14 protein-coding genes are annotated in these 16,359 nt (G+C 37.2%); 8 read left to right on the forward strand and 6 right to left on the reverse strand.

Features of this window, described 5'->3' with window-relative positions:
• Positions 1 to 141: 141 nt before the first annotated feature.
• Both EMTOL_RS09480 and EMTOL_RS09485 read left to right on the forward strand, forming a co-directional pair.
• The gene (locus EMTOL_RS09480; protein WP_015029061.1) at positions 142 to 1,443 is read left to right on the forward strand and encodes a TolB family protein; all 1,302 of its coding nucleotides are present in this window, start codon (positions 142 to 144) and stop codon (positions 1,441 to 1,443) included.
• A 150-nt stretch (positions 1,444 to 1,593) separates the two neighbouring features.
• The gene (locus EMTOL_RS09485; RefSeq protein WP_015029062.1) at positions 1,594 to 2,997 is read left to right on the forward strand and encodes a Gfo/Idh/MocA family protein; all 1,404 of its coding nucleotides are present in this window, start codon (positions 1,594 to 1,596) and stop codon (positions 2,995 to 2,997) included.
• Positions 2,998 to 3,018: 21 nt separating this feature from the next.
• On the opposite strand, the gene EMTOL_RS22405 is transcribed toward EMTOL_RS09485, so the two are convergent.
• Entirely contained in the window at positions 3,019 to 3,144 is a 126-nt protein-coding gene (locus EMTOL_RS22405) for a hypothetical protein (RefSeq protein WP_255364393.1), read from the reverse strand.
• A gap of 82 nt (positions 3,145 to 3,226) precedes the next feature.
• On the opposite strand from EMTOL_RS22405, the gene EMTOL_RS09490 reads away from it, so the two are divergent.
• Entirely contained in the window at positions 3,227 to 5,479 is a 2,253-nt protein-coding gene (locus EMTOL_RS09490) for a xanthine dehydrogenase family protein molybdopterin-binding subunit (RefSeq protein WP_015029063.1), read from the forward strand.
• A 34-nt stretch (positions 5,480 to 5,513) separates the two neighbouring features.
• On the opposite strand, the gene EMTOL_RS09495 is transcribed toward EMTOL_RS09490, so the two are convergent.
• On the reverse strand, positions 5,514 to 6,413 hold the full coding sequence (locus EMTOL_RS09495; protein ID WP_015029064.1) for a helix-turn-helix domain-containing protein: 900 nt from the start codon (positions 6,411 to 6,413) through the stop codon (positions 5,514 to 5,516).
• 154 nt (positions 6,414 to 6,567) lie between these two features.
• Between EMTOL_RS09495 and EMTOL_RS09500 the strand changes: the two genes are divergently transcribed.
• The 3 genes from EMTOL_RS09500 to EMTOL_RS09510 all read left to right on the forward strand — a co-directional run bounded on the left by EMTOL_RS09500 (position 6,568) and on the right by EMTOL_RS09510 (position 9,919).
• Positions 6,568 to 7,077 carry a nuclear transport factor 2 family protein gene (locus EMTOL_RS09500; RefSeq protein WP_015029065.1) on the forward strand — a complete coding sequence of 170 codons (510 nt, stop codon included), beginning with the start codon at positions 6,568 to 6,570 and terminating at the stop codon, positions 7,075 to 7,077.
• Positions 7,078 to 7,188: 111 nt separating this feature from the next.
• Positions 7,189 to 7,644, forward strand: a complete 456-nt coding sequence (locus EMTOL_RS09505; RefSeq protein ID WP_015029066.1) for a (2Fe-2S)-binding protein — start codon at positions 7,189 to 7,191, stop codon at positions 7,642 to 7,644.
• Between the two features lie 22 nt (positions 7,645 to 7,666).
• Positions 7,667 to 9,919, forward strand: coding sequence for a xanthine dehydrogenase family protein molybdopterin-binding subunit (locus EMTOL_RS09510; RefSeq protein WP_015029067.1), 2,253 nt, complete (start codon positions 7,667 to 7,669; stop codon positions 9,917 to 9,919).
• A 50-nt stretch (positions 9,920 to 9,969) separates the two neighbouring features.
• Here EMTOL_RS09510 and EMTOL_RS09515 read toward each other — a convergent pair whose 3' ends face one another.
• Entirely contained in the window at positions 9,970 to 10,353 is a 384-nt protein-coding gene (locus EMTOL_RS09515) for a DoxX family protein (RefSeq protein WP_015029068.1), read from the reverse strand.
• A 149-nt stretch (positions 10,354 to 10,502) separates the two neighbouring features.
• Positions 10,503 to 11,111 carry a hypothetical protein gene (locus tag EMTOL_RS09520; protein ID WP_015029069.1) on the reverse strand — a complete coding sequence of 203 codons (609 nt, stop codon included), beginning with the start codon at positions 11,109 to 11,111 and terminating at the stop codon, positions 10,503 to 10,505.
• A gap of 163 nt (positions 11,112 to 11,274) precedes the next feature.
• On the opposite strand from EMTOL_RS09520, the gene EMTOL_RS09525 reads away from it, so the two are divergent.
• Together EMTOL_RS09525 and EMTOL_RS09530 are read left to right on the forward strand one after the other, a co-directional pair.
• Positions 11,275 to 12,306, forward strand: coding sequence for an aldo/keto reductase (locus EMTOL_RS09525; protein ID WP_015029070.1), 1,032 nt, complete (start codon positions 11,275 to 11,277; stop codon positions 12,304 to 12,306).
• A gap of 100 nt (positions 12,307 to 12,406) precedes the next feature.
• Positions 12,407 to 13,606, forward strand: coding sequence for a multidrug effflux MFS transporter (locus EMTOL_RS09530; RefSeq protein ID WP_015029071.1), 1,200 nt, complete (start codon positions 12,407 to 12,409; stop codon positions 13,604 to 13,606).
• A 49-nt stretch (positions 13,607 to 13,655) separates the two neighbouring features.
• On the opposite strand, the gene EMTOL_RS09535 is transcribed toward EMTOL_RS09530, so the two are convergent.
• Both EMTOL_RS09535 and EMTOL_RS09540 read right to left on the reverse strand, forming a co-directional pair.
• Positions 13,656 to 14,513 (reverse strand): 3-keto-disaccharide hydrolase, encoded by an 858-nt coding sequence (locus EMTOL_RS09535; protein ID WP_015029072.1) that lies wholly within the window; start codon positions 14,511 to 14,513, stop codon positions 13,656 to 13,658.
• A gap of 168 nt (positions 14,514 to 14,681) precedes the next feature.
• The gene (locus EMTOL_RS09540; RefSeq protein WP_041694039.1) at positions 14,682 to 16,232 is read right to left on the reverse strand and encodes an Rne/Rng family ribonuclease; all 1,551 of its coding nucleotides are present in this window, start codon (positions 16,230 to 16,232) and stop codon (positions 14,682 to 14,684) included.
• Between the last annotated feature and the right edge of the window lie 127 nt (positions 16,233 to 16,359).

The following is a 16,359-nucleotide window of genomic DNA, read 5'->3' on the forward strand; positions in this document are numbered from 1 at the left end:
TACATTTATCTAATCGCATTTTAAAATACTGAGAATAATACTATTCAAATAAATTATTGTGATTTTTTTATTTTCTTTTTTTTAGAAAATAAAAATTACTTATTACATTTGAATCATCTATTCAATTTTATACTTACAAACATGAAAAAACTCATCTTATTTGTGCTGATACTAAGTAGCTTAGGCACGAAGGCTCAAATCTCGAAAGATTCATTAGCCATTATTCGATTGTTAGAAAAAGAAGGTGTCGCTTGGCGTAAAGGCGATGTGAAAGGCTTTACCGACTGCTGGGTAGCAAGGCCTAAAGGGAGAATTTTCAACTCATCAGCAGATGGCAAAAGTAGGGTTGCTTCGACTTCTATGATGCAGAATCCGCCTGTGAATTTAATGGGTGGAGGTGGATTTTCGGTACATTCTAATCATGATATGAGTGTAAGCGGTAATACGGCTTGGGTAAGCCATGATGAGGTTTCAATAAGTAAAGAAGGAAAAGAAACACTATCTCGTGAAGTTAGACTTTTAGAGAAAATTGCTGGAAACTGGAAATTAGTAGGCCAATCGGCTCATTTTTATAATCGTGAAACACCCAAAACTGATACGACGAGTTTTATTCATACAGTAGATATTACAAATGGCCATATCGAAACCATTCTCTCAATAAATAAGCATTTCGAAGCTCCCAATTGGCACCCAGATAATTATTTGATTTTAAATAGTTTGGGTAAAATTTATACATTAGATTTGAATTCGAAAAAATTGAATTTGCTTAATACTGGTTTTGCAACAGCTTGTAATAATGACCACGGAATTTCACCAGATAAGAAGTGGTTGGTGGTAAGTCATAATGTGAAAGATGACCCTTCGTCTAAGCGTTATAAGTCGGCTATATTTATATTACCGATTCGTGGAGGTGAGCCTCGAAGAATAACCCCAGAAGTGGTTTCGTATTGGCATGGGTGGACTCCCGACGGAAAAACATTAGCTTATTGCGGAGAACGAAATGGAAATTATGACATATACACGATTAGTACAGAAGGAGGAGCTGAAAAAAGATTGACAGATAGCGAAGGTTTAGATGATGGCCCAGATTATTCACCAGATGGCAAGTATATTTATTTTAATTCGTATCGAACTGGACACATGCAAATTTGGCGAATGCAGGCCGATGGTTTGAATCCCGAACAATTGACATTCGATGAAAATTCAAATTGGTTTGCTCACCCATCGCCTGATGGTAAATGGATTGCCTATATTTCGTATATGTCAGATGAAAAGCAAGCACATTTGTTTGGAAAGCAAGTGAAACTCCGCCTAATGGATGTAAAAACAAAGGAAATAAAAGACCTAACGCCTGTTTTTTTTGGTGGACAAGGTACCATCAATGTACCTTCGTGGAGTGCCGATAGCAAGAAAATAGCGTTTGTGAGCTATTCTGTGAAATAATTTGGTTTATATTCATTGCCATAATCATTGTAATCTGCTGTTTTCGTCGACGTAGAGTAGAGACAAGGCATGCCGAGCGACGGTCGCCTTGTCTCTATAATGTGGCAACACTCCCAATAAATAAAAACTATTTAACTCTATAATCAAAACATGAAAAACGACAATTCAAATTCACGTAGGAAGTTTCTACAACAAATAGGTGCTACCAGCTTGGTGGCGGCTTCATCGCCCTTGACTTCTTTTGCTAATCAAGCAAAAGCAGAAGAGAGAATTTTACAGTATGAGAAAAAAATTACAGCTAATGATAAAATCAGAATTGGTGTTATTGGCTACGGTGTTCAAGGGCATTTTGATTTACGTACTGCTCTAAAAGTACCGGGGGTTGAATTGGCAGGTATCTGCGATTTATACAATGGGAGACTTGAAAATGCCAAGGAGCAATTTGGTAATGAGCTTTTCACTACCAATAATTACAAAGATATTTTAGATAAAAAAGATATTGATGCCGTGTTGATTTGTACGCATGATGTGTGGCACGCTCGAATTGCCTTAGATGCTTTGGCGAAAGGAAAACACGTTTATTGCGAAAAACCGATGGTTTATAAAATTAGTGAAGGGTATCCTGTAATGGCCGCCGCTAAAAAATCGGGGAAAGTATTTCAAGTGGGTAGCCAACGTGTAAGTAGTATTGGTTATGCCAAAGCCAAAGAATTGTTGGCTGCTGGTGAAATCGGAAAACTCAACATGGTAAATGCAGTGTATGACCGCCAGAGCTCGATTGGGGCGTGGGAATACACCATTCCGAAAGATGCTGATGCCATGACAACGAACTGGGGAAAATTTATTGAAGCTACCGAAAAAATGGCTTTTGATGCTAAAAAATTCTTCTGGTGGAGAGCTTTCAAAGAAGTAGGCACGGGCGTAGCTGGAGATTTATTCATCCATTTACTAAGTGGAAGTCATTTCATGACTAATTCAAAAGGCCCTGAGACGATATACAGTACTGGCCAGTTTAGCTATTGGAAAGATGGACGAAATCTTCCAGATGTGATGTCGGGTGTGATGCAGTATCCTGATAGCCCAGAGCATCCAGCTTTTCAGATGACCTTACAAGTAAACTTTATTAGTGGTACTGGTGGTCAGGAAATTATTCAATTGGTTGGTTCAGAGGGAGTTATTAGAGTGCAAGGCAATAATATTTCGATAAAACATAGTCTGATGCCCGAAGCCCCAGGTTTTGGTGGCTACGATTCGGTCTTTACTTTCTCGAAAAGTATGCAAGACGAAATGACTGCCGAATACAACGCTAAATGGACAACAGAGCAACGTAAAAGAAAAACTAAAGAGGATATTATCTTTAAAGCTCCCGATGGCTACGATGACCATTTAGACCATTTTACTAATTTCTTTGATGCCATTCGTACAGGAAAACAAGTAGTTGAAGATGCTGAGTTTGGTTTTAGAGCTGCCGCTCCAGCACTATCTTGTAATGAAAGTTATCTTAGTAAAAAAATTATCAAGTGGGACCCAGTGAATCTGAAATTGAAAGCATAGATTCACCCAATAGAAACGCCATCAGTATTCAGTTATTGATGGCGTTTTTGTTGATGATTGTTTTATATCCAAAATCTTTAAGAATAAATCGCCATCTGTTTGTTTTTCGTAAGTTTCTATTTGAAAAACATTGTTTTTTACAGACATTTATGTAGATTTTTGTAAATTGAGTAATTTATTATGTCGGTTCATGATTAGTTAAAGAAACATTAGTTTGAAACCTAAAAACATGCAAAATACTAAAAATATCAATCGTCGTTCATTTCTTAAAGTTTCTACTCTTTCGGGAGGTGGATTTATGCTTGGTATCAGTTTTTTGTCAAGTATAAATTCACTCAGCAAGTCGGTTGATAATTCACAATTAGCTAATCTGCCGCTTGATTTCAATGAACTCAACGGATTTGTAAAAATTACGGCAGATAACATAATCAAAATCATGGCACCCAATCCCGAAGGTGGGCAAGGCGTCAAGACCTCGATGCCAATGATTGTTGCTGAAGAATTAGACGTTGATTTCTCTAAAATCATAATTGAGCAAGCCGATTTAGATACCAAACATTTTACCCGACAGTTTATTGGTGGTAGTCAAGCTATCCATCAAGGCTGGAAAGCCTTACGCACAGCAGGTGCAACAGCTCGCCAAATGCTTATAGAAGCAGCAGCTAAAACGTGGAATGTCCCAGTAGAAGAAATTATCACAAATTTGGGCGTTATTTACCATAAAAACTCTGGTAAATTTGCAAAATATGGAGAGATGGCAACCGCTGCCGCTCAAATTTCAGTACCGAAAGAAGTAAAATTAAAAAATGTAAAAGACTTCAAAATCATCGGAAAAAGTCAGCGAAATGTAGATTTGGAGAAAATTGTTTCAGGAAAACCTCTTTTTGGAATAGATACCAAAGTAGATGGAATGTTGATAGCCATGATTATACACCCACCTGCAATGGGTTTAACTTTCAAAAGTATTCAAAATGAAGCAATAGTCAAGAAAATGAAAGGAATTAAGGATGTTTTTCCTATCAAAATTTTTAATAATGATTACGAAAAAACATTCTTTGATACGACCCAATTTAACGAAGTAGTGGCGATTGTAGGCAATAGCACTTGGGAGGTAATGCAAGCTAAAAAGGCTTTAAAAGTAAGTTGGGAAGAACAAGCCGCTTTTACCCAAAAACGTAATATGATGGGTAGAAAAACAGAAGAAAAAATACCCGCAGGTTTAGAAAATTCAACCAACCACGCAGCAAAATTAGCCGAAGGATTAGCTAAACCAGCAAATGTTCGTCGAAAAGATGGAGATATAGAAAATGCTTTCAAAAATGCAGCAAAAGTAGTAGAGCGAACCTATAATGCTCCATTCTTAGCACATAATTGTATGGAACCCATGAACTTCTTCGCTCATGTAACTGAAGAAAAAGTTCTTTTGTCAGGGCCGCTACAAAAACCCGAATTTACCGAACAAACACTTTCTGCTCGTTTGGGAATTCCTTTAGAGAAAATTGACATAAAAATGACTCGTTTGGGTGGCGGTTTTGGCCGACGTTCGTATGCTCATTGGTTAGTAGAGGCTGCATTGATTTCACAAAAAGTTAAAGCACCCATAAAATTGATTTACACCCGTGAGGACGACATGACAGCTGGAATTTATCGCCCCACATACACCGCAAAATACCGAGCAGCACTCGATGCCGATAATAATCTGATTGGTTTTCATGTAAAAGTAGGAGGAATGCCTCAGAGTCCACTTGCAGCAAATCGTTTTCCTGCTGGAGCAATTGATAATTATTTGGCCGAAGATTTTACAATTGATACCAATATAACCGTGGGTTCTTACAGAGCTCCACATTCTAATTTTATGGCTGCTGCCGAACAGTCTTTTCTTGATGAAGTAGCCGAAGTAGCAGGTAAAGACCCGATTGCTTTCAGAATAGGTTTATTGAACCGAGCCAAAGATAATCCAGTAGGTAAAAACAACGATTATGATGCCAGTAGATTCATAAAAGTATTAGAGTTAGTGCGAGAAAAATCTAATTGGGAGGCCACAAAAACAAGCAAGAAATTAGGTTTTTCAGCCTATTTCTGTCATGATTCGTATGCTGCCCACGTACTTGACTTAGAGATGAAAGAAGGTGCACCACAAATAAATAAAGTTTGGTGTGCCATTGATTGTGGAATTGTCGTAAACCCCGATGCCGCCAAAAACATGGCAGAAGGGGGCATCGTTGATGCTGTTGGAGCTGCTATGTACGGAAAAATGACTTTTACAAAAGGCGTACCCGATGCCAATAATTTTCATAATTATCGCATGATTCGCCACAACGAAGCTCCTAAAGTTATTGAGGTATTTTTTGTAGAAAATACGGAAGACCCAACAGGAATGGGCGAACCTGCTTATCCACCTGTTCATGCGGCTTTGGCAAATGCCCTTTATAAAGCTACTGGCAAGCGTTTGTATAATCAACCTTTTGGAGAAAGTATTTAGATTGTTTGATTTTTGTAAGTTTATCTTTAAAAATTTAATTCATGCGATATTCATTGGGGGTAACTCCTACTTTTAGCTTAAAAAAACGAGTAAAATGCTGTGGATATTTAAACCCTAATTCGTAAGCAATTTCACTGACAGATTTTGTTGTGTCAAAAATTCGTTCTTTAGCAATTTCGAGAAGTTTTAAATGGATAAATTCTAAGGCAGATTTGCCTGTTTCTTTCTTGATTAAATCTCCAAAATACTTTACTGAAATATTTAATTTTTCAGCACAATAAGCAACTGTTGGCAAACCTTCGATAGCTAATTTATCAGAATTGAAATAGTTGTCTAATAGGGTTTCAAATTTTTCAACCATACCTTTATTGGCTTGTTCTCTGACGATAAACTGGCGGTCATAAAAACGAATACAATAATTTAAGAATAGTTCAATCGTATTGGCAATAAGTTTTCTGCTGTACTTATCAATGGGGCGGTCAATTTCGGCTTGAATTTTCTCAAAACAATCCAGAACAAAAAATCGCTCTTTTTCCGAGATATGCAATGCCTCGTTTACATGGTACGAAAAGTAAGTATAGTCTTTCATGTTTTGCCCCAATGAAGTTCCTCGAATCAAATCGGGGTGAAAAAATAAGACTATACCCGAAGGTTGATGCAAGCCCTTTTCATTTACCTCCTCAATTTCTACCACTTGACCAGGAGCAATAAAAACCAATGTGCCGCTTTGATAATCATAGTAATTACGCCCATATTTCATGGCACTACATTTGGCATCTTTCAAGAAAATACTGTACAATTCAAAATGTACTTTCATCGCAGGACCAGCTCCAGATTTTGATAAATCTACAATCGTAACCAATGGATTACCCGTTTGAATGCCATTAAATTTATTGATTTCTTCAATATTTCCGAGTTTCATTATTTCTTTCATATTGCTTTTTTTATGAAAACAAATTTACCTTCTTTCAGTCATATTAAGTGTTAGTTTCGGGAAAAGTGGTAGCAAAAACAGGAATTTGTATAAGAAAAGCCATGATAATATTCAGAATTTTGCATAAGAAATTTAAAACTAAATTCTCGGGAAAATGAAAAAATATTTTTTATTACTTGTTCTTTCAAGCTTTTTAACAATGACTTACGCTCAAAAAACAACCGAACAACGCCTGCAAGAAATAGAAGACCGTTTAGCTTTGAAAGCCTTAGTAGATGAGTTTTCTGTTTTAGCAGATAGAAAAGATATTGTCAACCAAATGTTGCTTTTCACAGAAGATGCCAAAGTAGAATCAGTAAACAACGGTCAAGCAATAGTATTATCAGGTAAAAAGCAAATTGGTGATGCCTTTGAGGGCTTTCTTAGCCTTTTTGAAGTAGTATATCATATCAACGGACAACAAACTATAACAATTACTGGAGATAAAGCTACGGGTATTGCCTATTGTTCAGTTTCATTGATTGGAGTGCAAAATGGAAAAAGGATGAAAAACGATATGGGTGTTATTTACAATGATGAATATGTAAAGATTAAAGGTAAATGGTTGATAGCCAATAGAAAATCTAACTTTACTTGGCGTAATTCACAACTTCTTAGCGAGTAATTTTATATGTTTGAATTTCGTAATTATTTGTTTGAAAAACGTTGTTTTTTTCAGGGTTTTATATAGATTTTTGTATTGTGAATAATTCACTCACTCATTCTTAATTAAATTATGGCAAAGTATTCTTTAAAAATAAATGGGAAAACTCAACAAATTGATGTTGACCCTTCAACTCCTATCTTGTGGGTTTTGCGTGACCACCTGAATATGCCGGGTACTAAATTTGGCTGCGGTATGGCTCAGTGCGGAGCTTGTACTGTTCACCTCGATGGCAATGCTGTACGTTCATGTAGTTTGCCAGTTTCGGCAGTAGGAAAAGGTGCTATTACAACCATCGAAGGGCTTTCGGCTGATGCTTCTCATCCAGTGCAAAAAGCTTGGCTCGAACACGATGTGGCTCAATGTGGTTATTGTCAATCTGGACAAATCATGTCTGCAGCGGCTCTACTAAAAAGTAATCCAAATCCGACCGATGAAGAAATTGACGCTTATATGAGTGGTAATATTTGCCGTTGTGGAACTTATCTCCGAATCAAAGAGGCTATCAAAGCTGCTGCTAAAAAGTAAACATTTAACCAAAATTTGAAGAATGAAAAATACTAAAAATATTGATAGACGTTCATTTCTCAAATCTTCTGCCTTGGCAGGAGGGGGAATGATGTTGAGTTTTAGCTGGTTTTCGGAGGCAAAAGCCGCTGAAAAAGTAGCCTCATTAAATTTGACTGAAACTTGGAGTGAACTTGCTGCCTATATCAAGATTACACCCGATAACGTGATAAAAATTTTGGTTCCAAACCCCGAATTTGGACAAAATGTGATGACTTCTCTGCCCATGATGGTGGCCGAAGAATTGGATTGTGATTGGAAAAATGTGGTCGTTGAAATGGGTACACACGATAACGTGAAGTACGGGCCACAGTTTACGGGCGGAAGTAACTCTGTCAGAATGTATTGGAAACCACTCAGAAATGCAGGAGCAGCAGCTCGCCAAATGCTTATTGAGGCGGCTGCACAAACTTGGAGTGTTTCGGCTTCCGAAATCACAACTAAAGCAGGTGTGTTATCGCATTCGAGTGGAAAATCGGCAAAATATGGCGAAATGGCAGCCAAAGCGGCAACTTTGGCGATTCCGAAAGATGTAAAACTAAAAGATCCTAAAGATTTTTCGATTGTAAGAAAATCAAAGAAAAATACCGAAGGGGTAAAAGTAGTTACGGGCAAACCTCTTTTCGGAATGGATTATCGTGTAGATGGAATGTTGATTGCTATGATTCAACATCCGCCAGCATTTGGTATGAAACTCAAATCGTTTGATGCCACAGCCGCTAAAAAAATGCCTGGTATCAAAGATATATTTAGCATAAAACTATATGATGATGGCTTTGAGCAAGCTGGTTTTGATACCCGTGCTTTCAACGAAATGATTGCGATTGTGGGTAACTCTACTTGGGAAGTCATGAACGCCCGCAAAAAAATAAATGCTCAATGGGAAGCTGCTGGCGATGTGAAAGATACAATGATGGGCAGAGGCGGAAAAACTGAAAAGATAGTTCCTGGAAGATTAGAAACTACCAGCAATCAGTTGGAAATGATGGCTGAGTATGCCAAGAAGCCAGCTCAACAACTCCGCAAAGATGGCGACCCAGAAGTGGCATTCAAGAACGCTGCACAAATTATCGAACGAACTTACAATGCACCGTTTTTGGCACATAATACAATGGAGCCGATGAACTTCTTTGCTCATGTACAAGAAGATAAAGCCTTGGTAGCTGGGCCTTTGCAAGCACCAGGTTGGGTAGAACCATCGCTCGCAAAGATTCTAAACCTACCTCCTGATAAAATCGAAATTCAGATGACTCGCATGGGTGGAGGTTTTGGGCGTCGGGCGTATGGCTCGTATGTGTATGAGGCTGCTCGTATTTCTCAGAAAATGAAAGCCCCTATTAAGCTGATTTATACCCGTGAAGACGATATGAGTTACGGTATTTATCGCCCAATGTACACGGCTACCTACCGTGCCGCACTCGATGCCAATAAAAATCTAATTGCTTTTCATGTAAAAGGTGGTGGAATTCCTGAAAATCCGGTTCATGCCAATCGTTTTCCAGCGGGAGCAGTAGATAATTATTTAGCCGAAGGCTGGGAAATTCCCTCAAACATTACGATTGGTGCTTTTAGAGCCCCTCGTTCTAACTTTAATGCGGCTGCCGAACAATCGTTTTTGGATGAATTGGCCGAAGCAATGGGTAAAGACCCAATCGAGATGCGTCTTGAATTACTGAAAAAAGCAAAGACAAATCCAGTTGGCAAAAACAATGACTATGATGCCGACCGATACATTGGTGTTTTAGAATTATTGAAAGAAAAATCAGGTTGGGGAAAACCCGAAAATGCAGGTAAAAAACGTGGGGTAGCCGCCTATTTCTGTCATGCTTCTTATGCTGGCCACGTGGTAGATATGGTAATGCGTGATGGACAACCTTTTGTAGAATCGGTAACTTCAGCGGTTGATTGTGGTGTAGTTGTAAATCCAGATGCCGCCCGAAATATGGTACAAGGTGCTGTGGTAGATGGAATCGGGCAATCGTTTTATGGAGCTTTAACACATAAAGATGGAGCTGCTGAGCAAAGCAATTTCCATAATTATCGAATGATTCGCCATAATGAAGCTCCGAAAAAAATAGATGTTCATTTTGTAGAAAACGATATCGACCCAACAGGTCTTGGTGAACCACCATTTCCACCAGTTTTTGGAGCGGTAGCGAATGCTTTGTTTAAAACAACAGGTCAACGCTATTATAACCAGCCATTTACAAGCGAACAGCCTAAGACTAAGTCGTAAGAAAAAAGAGGGTCAATATTGACCCTCTTTTTTCTTTGAGTTTTTAACCTTTACTTTTTCATTGGAAAAATTCCTTGTAATTGCACATCTCTTAACCAGATACTAAGCCAAACTAATATACCGAATATAACTGGGGCAAATATCATACCGGGAGTGTCTTTGTGAATAATGTGTGTAGCTACCGCTCCACCAAGCCAAGCTGTAATAAATAATGCACCTAAAAAAGTAGTTTTTGGATAGGCAAATAGAGCTGTGGATATAAGTAAAATAGTGCCAAGATACATGACACTTTCAGCGGGATAACCAAAATCAGTGGCTGCTTTAACAGCTGATTCGGTCTGTAAAAGGTTATTAGTTGCTCCTAAAAGGAACATAATTGAAATAATTCCCTGCAGACCATAGGAGGTGTACAGGCGACTTTTTGAAATGTTCATAATAATTAGGTTTAGAGTTTTCTTAAAGAAAGATAGCTTTTGAGGTGGATATTTACAAGTAATTGAGAAGAAAATTATTGATAGTTGGTTTTTATCTTTGACAAAGTTTTAAACTTTGTCAAAGATAAAAAAGTAAAAACGATTGAATATTATAATTCAACAACGAAATCTTGATTTTCATTTTGAAAACTAAAATGATTTTCGATAAACCATTTTTCAGAACCAAACCATTGCAACACTTCATTTCTAGCCAGTTTGGTTTGTTGTGTACTTAAAAAACTATGATACGATGAGTGAGTATAGTCTTTGAAATCTGTTACAAAACCATGTTTTTGAGGGTTTTGATGTATATATATTATTGTACGAGTTAAGTATGCATCACTATTAATTTGTTTTCGCTTAAAAGGTGTTTCAAATAAACTTCCCGTTCGGTTGTAAATCTTATTGAAACTTTGAGTATAGCTACTAAACAACTTAGCAAATTGTTTACTGATAATATGTTCGATACTATGAAGTCCTTCATTTTGGAAGCTTCTATTTTCAGTTAAACTTCTAATTGTTGTCTCTTCTTTTACTCTAATCAGCAAATGGAAATGATTTTTTAGCAAGCAATAGGCATAAGTATCAACATAGTCATAGAGGTAGAGTGCATATTTGCTTAAAAAGAAGGCGTAGTTTTTTTCTTGAATAAATAAATTGGTGCTATTGATGCCACGATTATAGATATGATAGTAGCAGTTACTTTCTAGAAAGTCCATGTGAATTTAGTGTTTAATTTTTCAACTTTGACAAAGTCTTAAACTTTGTCAAAGATTAATAGAAGCTCTAAATGTACTATTTTTTGAAATACTTTCAAGAGTTTAGAAAAGTGTAGATTCGTTTGATTTTCATAAGAATCTGTTTGAAATTGGTTAGAAAACTATGACAAAGTTTCAGAACTTTGTCATGGTTAAATATACTAATATGCAGACAAGAAAATTAGGAAATCAAGGCCTTGAAGTATCGGCCATTGGCTTAGGTTGTATGGGAATGAGTTTTTCTTATGCTCCTTTTCCACCGAAAGAAGATTCAATAAAACTTATCAGAGATGCTGTTGAGCAAGGAATTACATTTTTCGATACGGCCGAAGTCTATGGGCCATATAATAATGAAGAAATTGTAGGTGAAGCCTTAAAACCATTCAAAAATCAAGGTATTATCATTGCCACAAAGTTTGGTTTTGATATCCAAGATGGAAAAATGGTGGGAGTAAATTCTCACCCCGATAACATCCGAAGTGTAGTAGATGCTTCTTTACAAAGATTAGGTGTTGAATGTATTGATTTGCTTTATCAGCACCGAGTTGATCCTAAAGTGCCCATCGAAGACGTAGCAGGAACAGTGAAAGATTTGATTCAGGCAGGAAAAGTGAAATATTTTGGACTTTCGGAGGCGGGAGCCAACACCATTCGAAAAGCCCATGCGGTTTTGCCTGTTTCGGCTTTGCAAAGCGAATACTCACTTTGGACACGTAATCACGAAATAGAAATCATTCCTACTATCGAAGAACTAGGTATTGGTTTTGTTCCATTTAGTCCACTAGGAAAAGGTTTCTTGACGGGCACAATTGATGAGAAGCGTAAGTTTGAACCGCAAGATATTCGTGCAATCATTCCGAGGTTTACCGAAGAGGCTCGCATGGCTAACAAAGCATTGGTTGATGTGATTGCAGGTTTTGCACAAAAGCATAATGCTACAAACGCTCAAATAGCTTTGGCTTGGGTTTTGGCAAGAAACTCAATGACTGTTCCGATTCCAGGAACAACCAAACTTCATCGTTTGATTGAAAATATTGGGGCAGCTAATATCCAACTTTCAACAGCGGAAATCAACGAATTAACGATGGCCTCAGAAGCTGTAAAAGTGGTTGGAACTCGATATACGGAGGCTCAAGAAAAAGCAACAGGGTTGTAAAGCAGCAAACTCTAAGTTATATTGCCATTAATCCACTCAAAAAGGTGTATTAGTGGCATTTATCTTTTATTTATCATACTCTTCTAAGAGAAACGCTTAAATGGACAAAAATAATAATCGCTTTTTATTAATAATAATTCTTGGTTTACTTTCAGCCATAGGAGCATTTTCAATTGATACTTATTTATCGGGTTTCCCGATTATGGCTTCAGATTTACACGTTTCAGTCGATGATGTTTCTTATTCATTATCAAGCTTTTTCGTAGGTATTTCGATTGGACAAATGCTTTATGGCCCCTTGCTTGATCGTTTTGGTCGTAAAAAGCCTTTAATTGTAGGGTTGGTAATCTACGTTTTGGCTTCGATGGGTTGTGCAGTTTCCACCTCGCTCGAAATGTTGGTAGTTTTTCGTTTCTTACAAGCTTTGGGAGGATGCGTAGGTATGGTTACTCCGAGAGCTATCGTTCGTGATACTTTTCCTATTCAAGAAAGTGCTAAAATATTTTCTACGCTTATTCTAATTCTTGGGGTTTCGCCCATTATTGCTCCTTCAGTTGGCAGCTTGATGATAACAACTATGGGTTGGCATTCAGTTTTTTGGCTACAAGCTATTATTGGAGTTGTACTGTTTTTAGCCGTTTTATTTTTATTAGCAGAAAGTAAGAAGGCCGATGATTCTATTTCTTTAAAACCCGAGCATGTAACCAAAGTATTTTGGGGAATTGCTCGAAACCCACAATTTATTACGTTTTCGGTAGCAGGTTCGTTGGTTTCAGGGGCAATTTACGCCTATTTATCTGGTTCACCTTTTGTATTTATGGAGATATTTAAGGTAAGTGAACAACAGTATGGAATTATTTTTGGGGTTTTGGCTGGAGGATTAATTCTAAGTAGTCAAATCAATAATTTGGCATTAAGACGCTTTAGTTCTCAACAAATTATCAATGTTGCTTTGTCAATCCAAACTATTCTTGGCTTATTACTATTAACCTTGAGTGCTTTCAACCTACTGAATCTCTACGGTACACTCATTCTTATTTTCTTATTCTTATGCTGTCAAGGATTCAGCTTCCCTAATTCTTCCGCATTGGCTTTAATGCCTTTTTCAAAGGAAGCAGGGAGTGCTTCGGCATTAATGGGCTCTTTGCAAATGGCGATTGGTTCGTTATCGGCGGCTATGGTTGGATTTATTAGTAATGGAACAAGTTTGCCGATGTTGGGAGTAATGGCTGGATGTGCTTCACTAGGTTTAATCGTTTTTAAGATTGGGAATAATAATATTGTTGCTAAAAACAAATAAAGGCTTCATTGAAGCCTTTATCTTTTATTTTTTATGAAGGAAATACAAACTATTTTTTCTTTTTATATATACATGTCGAGTTATCAGATTTCACAAAGTAAGATTTATAATTTGTGGCTTTAGGGTCGGTGCAGCCACAAAGATTCAATACTTCAACCTTACGGAAATCAATCGGGTGACTTTCACTCTGTAGTGAAATATAGCCTTCTTTCAATAATTTTACTTCCGACATTAATTTTTCATCATGCCCACTCACATTTCCACCTCCAATTTGTGGTTTGAGGTACTCTAATACTTTCTCTCCATTCACAAAGTGTCTCACCACTGAGTCGCCCAAAACTTCCACTTCTGCTCTTACCCACTGGTCTCCATCATAAGTTTTCGATGTCGAATTGATGCAATGACGAGTATCAAGTTTATTATTATATACAATATTTGTTCCGGGCGTACATACATTACAAGTTGTTCGAGTACCTTTACCTAAACCACCCAAAAACTGAACCTCGATTGAAATCGGAAAATCTTGGTCTTTTCCCATACTTTCGGGGCTTTGGCAGTGAAGCATCAATCCACTATTTCGAGTTGCCCAACCTGGTCCTTCGATGGCTTGATCGCCCACAAAACGATATTCGATTGCAATTTTATAGTACGAAAACTTATCTTTATAGAAAATATGTCCAAAACGCTCGTTGAATGCAGGATAAGCACTGGCATCGTATCTTACTTTCATGAGTCCATCTTCTACCCTAAAAGTATTACCGTAGTTGTTGTTGAGTTCATAGTTTCTGATTTTGACTTTCCAGCCATCTAAGTTTTTACCATTGAAAAGTTGCTTCCATTCTTTTTTGTCAATTTCTTGTGCAAAGCTTAATAGCGGTAATAATAGAAAAACAAAGAGTTTTTTCATTGAAATATCATTTTAGTTGGATTGAAAAATAGGATTTTTATTCGTTGGAAAGATACGAAAGAAAAGTAAAATGTGGCAAAAATATTTCAAAAAGGCGTAGCAAAGCCATCCAAGTAAAATTGGGTTTTAGTCAAGAAAAATACAATTTTACAGACTTTAAATAATAAATCACCCAATTTCTATTTCATCTCCTAATTTATTGAGGAAATGGAATTCAGTGATACCGATAGAAGAATCTTTGATAAGTTTTACCCATGTCTTATACTTCAAGAACCACTGCATTTGTTTAGAAATGATGCCTTCTCGGTAATAAGCATAGATAAATGGATGTAGCACAACACTGATACCTCTTTCGTTTTGTTTCGAGAGGATATAATCAAGGTTGTTTTCAATGACATCGGTTACTACAATACTTGCCTGAATCGAGCCCGTGCCACCGCAAGTAGGGCAGGTTTCACGAGTAACGATATTCATCTCTGGACGAACACGTTGGCGAGTAATTTGTAATAAACCAAATTTAGAAATCGGAAGAATAGTATATTTTGAGCGGTCGCCCTTCATTTCTTCCTTAATAGCATCTTGAATGATACGGCGATTTTCGCTTTTCTTCATATCAATGAAGTCAACCACGATAATTCCACCCATATCACGCATGCGTAATTGTCTGGCAAGCTCCTTAGCGGCTTCTAAATTGACAGCCAAGGCAGTAGATTCTTGGTCTTCCTCCTGAGTTGATTTATTGCCACTATTTACATCAACTACGTGTAATGCTTCGGTATGCTCAATAATTAAATATCCACCACTTGGTAAGCTCACTGAACGACCAAACAATGATTTGATTTGTTTTTCGATGCCGAATTGTTCGAAAAGTTTGTTTTTGCCCGTATGAAGCTTTAAGATTTTTTCTTTATCTGGAGCAATCGTATGCAAGAAACTTTTAATTCCATCAAAGCTTTCCTTTGAATCAACGTAGATGTTATCAAAATCATCATTGAGCATATCACGCAAGATAGAAGACGCTCTATCCATCTCGCTAATGATGCGGTCACGAGGTTTAGCATCACGAAGAGCCTTCATTCCCGCTTCCCATTTTTCTACACAAAACTCAATATCTCTGCTTAGTTCTTCCATGTCTTTGCCTTCAGCAACAGTTCTAACAATTACCGCAAAATTTTCAGGCTTCACCGATGACACCATTTTGTGTAATCGCTGACGCTCTTGTTTATTAGTAATTTTTTTAGAAATATTAACTGAATTGCCGAAAGGAACGAGTACCACATTACGGCCTGCAATTGAAATATCACAAGATAGACGCGGGCCTTTGGTAGAAATAGGCTCTTTTACAACCTGTACGAGTACGGGAGTATTTTTCGTAATTACATCATTGATTTTGCCAAACTTCTCGATTTCTGGTTCCATCTTGAAGTTTTTTAGACGCAAATTTATTGGTCTTTTAGCAATGACATCCTTTACAAATTTATTGAGAGAATTGTACGAAATGATTTCATTGTAGTGAAGAAAACCATCCTTATCATAGCCTACGTCAACAAAAGCAGCGTTGTTTCCTTGCACTACTTTTTTGACTACCCCCAAATAGATGTCTCCGACGGCAAACTGATGTTCCGTCTCATCAAAGTGATATTCGATTAGCCTTTTATCTTGTACTAGGGCTATTCTATCACCTTTCTGTGTGGTACTGATATATAATTCGTTACTCAAAGTATGAGATAGAATCAAGAGGTTAGACGAATGATTAAAGTTTTATGACTATGAAAAGGGAGGATTAATAGTTTGGCTGCTTGATTGGGTTCAAACTTGGAAACTATTAATCCTTAAGAAAAATTAT

Origin of the sequence: Emticicia oligotrophica DSM 17448, from assembly GCF_000263195.1 — a bacterium.
GTDB lineage: Bacteria > Bacteroidota > Bacteroidia > Cytophagales > Spirosomataceae > Emticicia > Emticicia oligotrophica.